This is a genomic window from Candidatus Electronema sp. JM (assembly GCF_048287415.1).
Lineage (GTDB): Bacteria > Desulfobacterota > Desulfobulbia > Desulfobulbales > Desulfobulbaceae > Electronema.
Genome location: NZ_JBLWEN010000052.1, coordinates 1 through 9,522, shown reverse-complemented (window position 1 = coordinate 9,522; position 9,522 = coordinate 1). Strand labels below are relative to the sequence as shown.

At 55.3% G+C, this 9,522-nt stretch carries 7 protein-coding genes and 1 pseudogene; 3 read left to right on the top strand and 5 right to left on the bottom strand.

Annotated features, from left to right (window positions below):
* Window positions 1–227: pseudogene (locus ACNKH6_RS11075) on the top strand (hypothetical protein); the annotation flags it as partial.
* 312 nt (window positions 228–539) lie between these two features.
* On the opposite strand, the gene ACNKH6_RS11070 reads toward ACNKH6_RS11075, so the two are convergent.
* Entirely contained in the window at window positions 540–749 is a 210-nt protein-coding gene (locus tag ACNKH6_RS11070; RefSeq protein WP_417915622.1) for a hypothetical protein, read from the bottom strand.
* Here ACNKH6_RS11070 and ACNKH6_RS11065 point away from each other — a divergent pair.
* Window positions 748–2,511 carry a formate--tetrahydrofolate ligase gene (locus ACNKH6_RS11065; protein ID WP_417915621.1) on the top strand — a complete coding sequence of 588 codons (1,764 nt, stop codon included), beginning with the start codon at window positions 748–750 and terminating at the stop codon, window positions 2,509–2,511. The two genes, ACNKH6_RS11070 and ACNKH6_RS11065, sit on opposite strands and share 2 nt — an antisense overlap.
* An 82-nt stretch (window positions 2,512–2,593) precedes the next feature.
* Here the strand turns inward: ACNKH6_RS11065 and ACNKH6_RS11060 are convergent, their stop codons facing one another.
* From ACNKH6_RS11060 to ACNKH6_RS11045, 4 genes are read right to left on the bottom strand one after another with little or no spacing between them, the layout of a single operon-like run.
* The gene (locus ACNKH6_RS11060; protein WP_417915620.1) at window positions 2,594–5,200 is read right to left on the bottom strand and encodes an ATP-binding protein; all 2,607 of its coding nucleotides are present in this window, start codon (window positions 5,198–5,200) and stop codon (window positions 2,594–2,596) included.
* A 23-nt stretch (window positions 5,201–5,223) separates the two neighbouring features.
* Complete coding sequence (locus ACNKH6_RS11055) at window positions 5,224–5,877, bottom strand: hypothetical protein (protein WP_417915619.1); 654 nt, start codon at window positions 5,875–5,877, stop codon at window positions 5,224–5,226.
* Window positions 5,877–6,818, bottom strand: coding sequence for a S66 peptidase family protein (locus ACNKH6_RS11050; protein ID WP_417915618.1), 942 nt, complete (start codon window positions 6,816–6,818; stop codon window positions 5,877–5,879). The genes ACNKH6_RS11055 and ACNKH6_RS11050 overlap by 1 nt, the downstream gene beginning before the upstream one ends.
* A complete protein-coding gene (locus tag ACNKH6_RS11045; RefSeq protein ID WP_417915617.1) occupies window positions 6,818–7,630 on the bottom strand; it encodes a type III pantothenate kinase in 813 nt (270 codons plus the stop codon). Before ACNKH6_RS11045 ends, ACNKH6_RS11050 begins: the two co-directional genes overlap by 1 nt.
* Window positions 7,631–7,850: 220 nt before the next feature.
* Here ACNKH6_RS11045 and ACNKH6_RS11040 point away from each other — a divergent pair, with 220 nt between their 5' ends.
* Entirely contained in the window at window positions 7,851–9,467 is a 1,617-nt protein-coding gene (locus ACNKH6_RS11040) for a tetratricopeptide repeat protein (protein ID WP_417915616.1), read from the top strand.
* Window positions 9,468–9,522 lie beyond the last annotated feature (55 nt).

Sequence of the window (9,522 nt, the reverse complement as noted above, 5' to 3'; positions counted from 1 at the left end):
AATCCTGTCAGAAAAAGAAATTCAAAAAGAAAATACGAGCCATTTTCAGAAGATGGAGTAAAATTCATCCGAAAGTGCCGATCGAATCGGCATTCAGCGTCATCGCTCAAAGATTTCCAGCTCATATTCATGCTGTCACCTCGCATGGCTTTGAATTGAAGGTTTTTTTATTTTGGCTTACGGCATTGAAAGGGCAATGTTATAGGTCACAACTTGGGTTAACTTAGCCTGCAACCGTCCTCCACTTAATCTGGATGGCTTGGTTACTCCATAAAGAGTTGCACATTAGGTTCGAGCGAGTCTCTTCGGAAACATCGAGCGACAAATTTTGAAAATGTCGCCCGACGTTTTGCAGGAGGATCGGGGAAGGAGATGGCAAAGAAAAAGGAGGACAGATTGCTGTGCCCTCCCTTTCCTTGCGCGACGCAACGCTCGTGGAAATTACTCATGCTCTCCTCCACGTGCGGTTATATTCGTGCCGGACAGTAAAAATATGTCACCTGCGCAATTCATCTATAGATAAAAAATATCATTTTTATTTATAGCTCTCCTGTTTCTTTTGATTGCGGGAGGATATGACTGGCATTGCCGGGCTGCTGTGCTGCTCCTTGTTGACATTTCAGCGAAAACTTGCTATTACACATGTTCATGTCTTTACCTGTTCCGCGCCCGTTCCGGCGCGTTTTCATGCGCCGCTGAAATATTTTTGCCCCTTTCTCATAACAATTTTCGTAGAGGAGAACCGCCATGCCCTTGGATCCCACCAAACACGCCGACTGGGAAATCGCCGAAGCCGCTGAAAGCAACATGAAAACCGTCTATCAGCTCGGCGAGCAGCTCGGTCTGAAGAAGGAGGAGCTGCTGCCGCATGGTCATTACTTGGCCAAGCTGGACTACCGCGCCATCCTTGAGCGGCTGAAAGACCGGCCCGACGGCAAGTACATTGACGTGACCGCTATCACTCCAACCCCGCTGGGCGAGGGCAAGTCAACCTGCTCGATGGGCTTGGTGCAGGGCATGGGCAAGCGCGGCAAGTCGGTGGTCGGCGCAATCCGTCAGCCGTCCGGCGGCCCGACCATGAACATCAAAGGTTCAGCGGCAGGCGGCGGCCTGTCGCAGTGCGTGCCGCTGACTCCCTTCTCGCTTGGCATGACCGGCGACATCAACGCGATCATGAACGCCCACAACCTTGGCATGGTCGCGCTGACCTCGCGGATGCAGCATGAGTGCAACTACACCGACGAGCAGCTTGCCCAGCGCGGCCTGCGCCGTCTCGACATCCACCCGAAGAAGGTCGAGTTCCGCTGGATCATGGATTACTGCGCTCAAGCTCTGCGCAACATCACCATCGGTCTTGGCGGAACTTCCGACGGCATGACCATGCAGTCCGGCTTCAACATCGCGGTTTCCTCCGAGATCATGGCCATCCTCTCCATTGCCAAAGACCTGAAAGACATGCGCGAGCGCATCGGCAGGATGGTGATGGCCTATGACAAGCAGGACAGGCCGATCACCGCCAGCGATCTGGATGTGGCCGGGGCAATGACTGCCTGGATGGTGGATGCCATCAATCCCAACCTGATGCAGACCATTGAGGGCCAGCCGGTGATTGTTCATGCCGGGCCGTTCGCCAACATCGCCATTGGCCAGTCCTCAGTCATTGCCGACCGCGTCGCCCTCAAGCTGGCGGACTACAACATCACCGAGTCCGGCTTCGGCGCGGACATCGGCTTCGAGAAGTTCTGGAACCTGAAGTGCCGCTACTCCGGCCTCAAGCCGAACTGCGCGGTCGTGGTCGCCACCATCCGCGCACTCAAGTGCCACGGCGGCGCGCCCATCCCTGTGCCGGGACGGCCAATGCCGGAGGAGTACAAGGGCGAGAACGTGGGCTGGGTCGAGAAAGGCTGCGAGAACCTCATTCATCACATTGAGACCGTGAAGAAGGCTGGCATCAACCCGGTGGTCTGCATCAACGCCTTCTACACCGACAGCGACAGCGAGACCAAGGCAGTGCGCCGCATCTGCGAGGCTGCCGGTGCGCGGGTTGCTCTGTCCAAGCATTGGCAGTACGGCGGCGACGGCGCTCTTGAGTTCGCCGACGCGGTCATTGATGCCTGCGAGGAGCCGAACGACTTCAAGTTCCTCTACGATCTGGAAACGCCGCTCTCCAAACGCATTGAGCTGATTGTGAAGGAAGTGTACGGCGGCGACGGCGTGAGCTACACGCCAGAAGCCCAGGCAAAGCTGAAGCGGCTGGAGGCAGACCCGGAGATGAAAGAGATGACCACCTGCATGGTCAAGAGCCATCTCTCCTTGTCGCACGATCCGAAGCTGAAAGGCGCGCCGAAAGGCTGGACGCTGCCGATTCGCGACATCCTCACCTACAAGGGCGCAGGCTTTGTCGTGCCAGTGGCCGGAGCGATCACGCTCATGCCGGGCACCGCCTCCGATCCGGCCTACCGCCGCATTGATGTGGATGTGGAGACCGGCAAGGTGAAGGGCGTGTTCTAAGGAGGGGGGCAGCGGCGAAAAAAGAAGGGGGGAAATATGCTCCCCCCTGTTTAAGGACTCCGCCTTATTTTTTCTTGAACTGTCACAACTTGTCTGTCGGCAACATTGCCGAACCAACTGAACCTCCTGCCCTGATCAGTCCGGCCATGACCGCAAACATCTCTTCTTCCCGAAAGGGCTTGCCGATGTGGCCGTTCATGCCTGCGGACTTTGCCTTTTCTTTGTCTTCAGTCATGACGTTGGCGGTCAGGGCAATGATCGGCAGGGTTCGGTATTGCGGTTGTCGGCGGATTTCTCGGCAGGCGGTGTAGCCATCCATGACCGGCATGTGAATATCCATCAGCACGCCGTCAAAGCTGCCCGTCGCCAGAGCCTGCAACGCCTCCTCGCCATTGGCGGCCACAGTCACTGTCATTCCCCGCCTGGAGAGAAGAACTTTGGCCAGTTCCTGATTGATCTCGCTGTCTTCAACCAGCAGTATCTTTGCCCCGCGTAGCTGGTCAACATGCGGCAGCTCTGCTGTCTGCTTCCGCGCCAAACTGGCGGCATCACCGATTTCCATCGGCACGACAAAATGAAAACAGGAGCCTTGGCCCGGCGTGCTGTTGACCCAGATGCTGCCGCCCATCAGCTCCACCAGCCGTTTGCTGATGGCCAAGCCCAAGCCAGTGCCGCCATACTGCCGGGCTGTGGACGTGTCCGCTTGGCTGAAAAATTGAAACAATCTGCTCTGCTGCTCTTGGCTCATGCCGATGCCGCTGTCCGACACGCAGAAGTGCAGCGTCACTTGCTGCTCTGTCCGCCCCTCCAGCTCAACGCTGATCACCACGCCTCCTTGCTTGGTGAATTTAACCGCGTTATTGCCAAGGTTAATCAGCACTTGACCCAGCCGCAGCGGATCACCTTTGAGCACATCCGGCACGTTGTCAGGCAGCTCGACATGCAGTTCCAAGTCCTGCTCCGCAGCCTTGAAGGCGATCAGGTTGCAAATGTTGTCGAACACCGCTTTCAAGCTGAAATCAATCTGCTCCAACGACATTTTCCCAGCCTCGATTTTGGAGAAATCAAGAATGTCGTTAAGAATGCCGAGCAGCAGTTCCGCCGCGCCATGCACCTTCTCCACATAGTTTCTCTGCTTCGGACTGAGGTCTGTTTCCAAAGCGAGCTTGGACATGCCGATGACCGCATTCATTGGCGTGCGGATTTCATGGCTCATGTTGGCAAGAAACTGCGATTTGGCCTCGCTGGCCGCCTCGGCCTCCTGCTTGGCTTTGACTAACTGCCGCTCCATTTCTCTCCGCTCGGTGATGTCACGGCCAATGACGACTAATGCCTTGCGTTTGCCATCTGGCGCAAACAGCGGCATCCGCCTGACTTCAACAAAACGGAGCAGGCCGTCAGCATCATGGACTTCCTCATATTCGATCAGCATCTCCTGCTTGATCCATGCTTTTTGATCATGTTGCTCTGCGGCGGCATGACTAAGAGTTGCATCAGGCCATGCTTTGATCAAATCAGCTTCCGTCTTTCCCTGCCAAGCAAAGTTCTCTATCTGGAAAAAAGCTCTAGCAGCCTGATTGGTCAGCAGCCATCGGCCATCGCCGTCTTTCAGAATGGCGGCATCAGGCAGGGTTTCCATAAAGGTGCGCAGGTGTTCATACGCTTCCGTCAGCCGAATTTCTGTCCGTTGCAGCAGAAGGTAATACGCTGTCAGCAATGACACGCCGAACAACAGCAGAAAGAGCAGGAACAGATTATTTATGCCTCTGACTGCCCGCAGTTCCTGCTGATCGTCACGGACAATCAGCAGATTGCCGACCTGTTTCCCGGAAAAATCCCGCACAGGCAGTGTACAGTGCAATGGCTCGGCTGCAACCATCGGCTTGCACAGCGTCATAGCTGTGGCGCTGCGTTCCTCCTGAAATTCTCCGTTATGATCAATCTGTTTCGGCAAGGTGTCGCTCACGATCACCCGGTCAGGCAGCTCTGTCCACGCAGCCTGCCGTCCAAGCATGGCCATGCCCTGCTCCCAGCCCTTCCGGTCCAGTTCAGTTTTATTGACCGTAAGCAGATAGCCGTCAATCGAAGTATTGTCTTCTTTGAAAATGGACAAAATGGTGGATAGTTCCTTGCCAAGTTCCAGATAGCCGATCACTTTATTGTCAACCTGCCAAGGAATGACTACCCGCAGAGTCAAGGTGCCGAGCGGGCCAAGCTCCAAACCAGCAACAGTTTTGTTCATTGCAGCCGCTTGGAGCAATGTCAGCCGGTCAATGCGGTCGCCGTAGCGTTCTGGTTGATGAACTCTGAGAAAATTGACTAAATTAGGATCGTGAAAGTAAAAATGCGTTATATTGCAGTGCATTTTATAATGTCGCGCTGTTTCCTGCACGGCATTCAGCAGCTCGGCACGGTCTCTATTCAAAAAATGCCGCTGAATTTCCTTGTTGATGGACAGTGTGTCTATCAAGCAGTCAAGCTCCATCGCCTCTTTTTCAATCGTCCTATTGTACATATTGACAAGTAAATCATGCCATTCACGCTGCCGTGCAGCATCTTGATTCTTGTACATCAGGAAAATTGAGACTAAATAAATTGTTCCGAGAACAATCATGCCTGCCAGCAGCGAGGCAAAGATAGTCTTTTTAATCTCGTAAATGCGCCTGTCAGAATTTTTTCTATTTTTCATTAAGTCCGCCAATAATAGCGCTGTTACAGCTCAAAGCGCACACTCCATCCATTCCTGATGATGGTGTTGAAGACCGGGGTTTTCAGTTCCTGCGGCTTGAACCGCCAGTTCTCCGGCGCGGTTTGCTCGAAATTGCTGATGCCAAATTCCGGCCCGCTGCGCACGCAACAGAAGAAACGAGATGAACTGAGCAGGCCGAAACGCACCTTGACTGGGCAGAGGGTGAAATCCACAGGCCGGACGCGGTCGCGCAGGATGACGGTGCGGGCGGCGGCATCAAAATCCAAGGTCAGCTCGTAGTTGTTCCGCAAATTGGCCAAAGCCATCCAGCGGCACCAGCTCGGATCATCGCAGTGCCAGCTCATGCGGATTTTCCGGCCTTTTTTTTCGGCCCGCATCGGGTTGGGAATGTCGTTCACGCCGAGCAGCATGAACTCCAGCAGCTCCTGTTGCACCGGCTCACCTTGGGCGGGAAAAAACCAGACCTTGCGGAGCATCCAGCGGAGGAAGAACGGAAAAGGCAGAAGATACAGCGCGGCCCAAGCCGTCAGCGCAGGCAGGAGAAAGCGGAATTCCACATGTGGCCAGACCAGCAGCAGCGGCAGCAGGCTCAGGCCCCAGCCAAGCAGCAGGAGCAGAAGCAGGCCGATGGTCTTGGCGCAGCGGAGGGCGATCATCAGGGCTGGCGGCAGGTCTGCGGCAAAAATTCGAGGCTGCCGCTGAAGCTGTTCAGCACCGCCTCCATGCCGATGGGCAGGGTGTAATTCTGCTGCTGATGGCTGACCGGAAAGCCGCCCCAAACCGGATACTTGGCCGCACTCGTCAGCTCCAGCACCCGCTGCCAGACCTGCTCGTTCAGGCGCAGCATTTCCAAGCGGTCGTCGTGGCCGGGATCAAACAGGCCGATCAGCAGGCCGGAGAGATTGTCTAACAAACCGGCGCAGGCTAAGTGGGTCAGCATCCGGTCAATTTTATACAGCGGCTCGGCGGTGTCTTCGATGAAAAGGATGCAGCCTGCGGTCTGCGGCTGCCACGGCGTGCCGAGCAGATGACAGAGCGTGGTCAGATTGCCGCCGACCAGCCTTCCTTGGCCGAAACCGCCGCGCAGAATTTCCATGTCCGCTGGCCGGACGCAGGGCTGAAATTTTCCCGCCAACACCTCCCGAAAACGGTCAAATGACAGACGGTCTGCGCGGGCCAAGGTGCTGATCATTGGCCCATGCAGGGTGACAAAACCAGTCTGAGCGAAAACGCCGTTCAGGAGCACGGTGAGGTCGCTGAAGCCGAGCAGCCATTTAGGCCGGGCGCGGAGAAAATCCCAGTCCAGCCTGCTGATGAGCCGCAGGCAGCCGTAACCGCCCCGCGCCGCGATCAGTGCTTTCACTTCCTCGTCCGCCCAAAGCCGGTGCAGCTCGGTCAGCCGCTGCTGATCGTTGGCAGCGAGATAATCCGGCCCGGAGCCATCCGGCGGCTCGCAGCGGACGTGCAATCGCAAATCGCGCAAAATTTGCAGGCCCTTGGCAAGGCCTTCCTCATCGCGCACCGGCCCGGCAGGATGAATAATGCCGACTGTGTCGCCGGGCCGCAGCGGCGGTGGCAGTATGACAGGACGCAGCATCAGCTCATCTCCATGTAATTGCGTTCGTGAAGGAGGCGCAGGCCGGTCAGTGTGAGATTGGGATCAACATACTCCACCGCCGTGCTGTAGGGAACGATCAGTTCGGCCATGCCGCCTGTGGCGATGATGCTAATTTTGCCATCCGCCGCTGCCGCGCCGCGCTCGCGCATTTCTTTGCCCAGCAGCTCAGTCATCCGATCGATTAACCCGCCAAAGCCGTGCAGCATCCCAGAGCGGATGGCCTCAATTGTGGTCGCACCAATCGCCGAAACCGGTTTTGCGCAGAGATCCACACGAGGCAGCTTGGCAGTGCGCTCGGACAGCGCGTCTAAGGAAATGCCCAGTCCGGGGTGAATAGTGCCGCCAAGATATTCACCTTGGTCGCTGACGCAATCAAAGGTGATGGCTGTGCCAAAATCAATCACGATCAGGGCGGTGCCGTAAGATTCCCACGCGGCTGCGGCGTTTACTAAACGGTCGCCGCCCAGTTCCGCCGGGTTGGGGGTGAGAATGCGCAGGCCGATGTCAATCTGATGCGAAACGGCCAGCGGCGGCGAAAGCAGGCTGTTGAAATAGCGCTCGGCGAATTTCAGCCAAATTGGCTCCAAAGCAGGCACCACCGAGCAGACGACAAAGCCGGTGATGTCGCATTTGCACAATTCATCCAAGGCAAAGAGGGTGTGGCAGGCGAGAATCAGCTCGTCGGCAGTAGTGCGGCGGTCAGTCTTCAACCGCCATTGATGAAACAAAACCTGATTGTAAAAAATACCAATGACGGTGTGGGAATTGCCGACATCAACGGCGAGAAGCATGGCTGTCACCTGGGCTGGCTGTTTTTATTATGCTTGATGCAGGGGAGAAAAATTTTTCGCCCCTACTATTGCTGTCTATTGACGGAACGGTTTTGGGACGGTATAGAACAAACCGGGCGGAGCTGCCCCGGTTTGTGCAACAGATTGTAGCGCAAAACCGGGCAGGCGGGCAATGGCGGCGTGGCGGCAAAATTATTAAAAATTGGCGTGGCGGCAGATTATGGACTATGTCAGGCAAGTGCTGGAATATCCGCTGGTGCTGGGCGGGCTGAGTTTGGGGTTGCTCGTTGTTGCCCTGCTGCTTCGGCGGACGGAACGGCAGGGACGGCTGCCGAATTTGATTTTCCTTCTGTTCTTACTGGCAATAACTGCCCTGATTTATGTAACTTGGAATTCATCGCATCCGTCCATTCAGCATCTTGTCGCCCTGCTTTCCGCTGCCGCATCTGCCGCGTTGAGCTGGAAGCCAACAGAACCCGCCGCTGCTCAGGTTGTGGTCAGCAACAGCCTGAGCATTGAGAAATTCACGGAAATTCTTCAGGAAGAGCACCGGCGTTGTTTCTTGGAGGAGCAGAAGCGGCAGGCGGTTGAGGCCAAGCTGGCGGACATTGAAAAAAGCTATGCGGAAAAGCTGCGCCTGCTGGAGGAAACCCACGGAAAATTGGAGCAAATGAAGTGCTGTCTGCCGGAAATGCAGATTGAAAAGGCCCGCGCCAGCCTGCTCAATGGCGACAGCACCGAGGCGGAGCAGGTCTTTGACGCGGTGGCTGAGGACGCAGGCCGGGCGGCTGCGGCTGCCGCCTTCCAGAGCGGCAAGCTGGCCGAAGACCGCTTGGATTACGCCAGGGCCCTGCGGCAGTACAGGAAGGCGGTGGCTGTGGAGGACAACCCGGACTATTTGCTGGCCGCCGGGAAAATGTCCCGTAAAATGGCCGAGTACAAACAGGCGCAGGAATGGCTGGAGCGGCTGCTGGAATTGCGGGAAGCGGAAGGAAAAAACGATGCCGCGCTCGGTACTGCGCTGCATGAACTGGCCTTGCTGCATAAAGATTTGGGGCAATACGCAGCGGCGGAGCCGTTGTACCTACGGGCAGTTGAGGTTAAAGAAAAAGCCCTTGGCAAAGAGCATCCTGATGTGGCGGAAGTGCTGAATGACCTTGGCGTACTTTGTTCGGAGCAAGAACGTCTTGCCGAAGCAGAATCGCTATATTTGCGTGCTGTTAATATCCGAGAGAAACATTTTAGCAGAGATCATCTCGACACAGCGGAGAGTCTTGGTAATCTTGCTGTGTTATATAGAAAGCAAGAAAAGTATACAGAAGCAGAACCGTTATATCTTCACTCGCTTGCTATCAGAGAAAATATTCTTGGCAAAGAGCATCCAATTGTAGCTCTAATTATGAATAATCTTGCCGTCCTATACGAGAAACAAGATAGATGCATGGAAGCAGAAATGTTATATCTGCGATCCCTTTCTATAAGAGAACAAACAGTTGGAAGAGAGCATCCTATCGTAGCTATTAACCTGAACAATCTTGCTGATTTTTACCGACTTCAAAGGAGATTCTCAGAAGCAGAACCAATGCTTCATCGTTCCCTTCAGATTCGTGAGGATAAGCTCGGCAAATATCATATGGGTGTAGCAATCACCCTGCGTACTCTGGCCAATCTCTACCGCGACCAAGGAAAATACGCAGAAGCGGAGCCGCTATTTCAACGCGCCTTGGCCATCATGCAGGAAAAACTTCCTGCCGGGCATTCGCGTATTGTCGGCTGCCAGAAGGATTATGACGAAATGAAGGAAAAAATGGCTGCGCTGCACGAAGCGGGAGAGTAATTGTCAACCCTCAGCAAGCAAATCAGCTTTCATCAGCACGAAGTCCGTATTTGTC

Coding starts and splice junctions, on each gene's coding strand:
- ACNKH6_RS11065 (WP_417915621.1), top strand. CDS start 748: ATGCCCTTGGATCCCACCAAACACGCCGACTGGGAAATCGCCGAAGCC.
- ACNKH6_RS11070 (WP_417915622.1), bottom strand. CDS start 749: ATGGCGGTTCTCCTCTACGAAAATTGTTATGAGAAAGGGGCAAAAATA.
- ACNKH6_RS11060 (WP_417915620.1), bottom strand. CDS start 5,200: ATGAAAAATAGAAAAAATTCTGACAGGCGCATTTACGAGATTAAAAAG.
- ACNKH6_RS11055 (WP_417915619.1), bottom strand. CDS start 5,877: ATGATCGCCCTCCGCTGCGCCAAGACCATCGGCCTGCTTCTGCTCCTG.
- ACNKH6_RS11050 (WP_417915618.1), bottom strand. CDS start 6,818: ATGCTGCGTCCTGTCATACTGCCACCGCCGCTGCGGCCCGGCGACACA.
- ACNKH6_RS11045 (WP_417915617.1), bottom strand. CDS start 7,630: ATGCTTCTCGCCGTTGATGTCGGCAATTCCCACACCGTCATTGGTATT.
- ACNKH6_RS11040 (WP_417915616.1), top strand. CDS start 7,851: ATGGACTATGTCAGGCAAGTGCTGGAATATCCGCTGGTGCTGGGCGGG.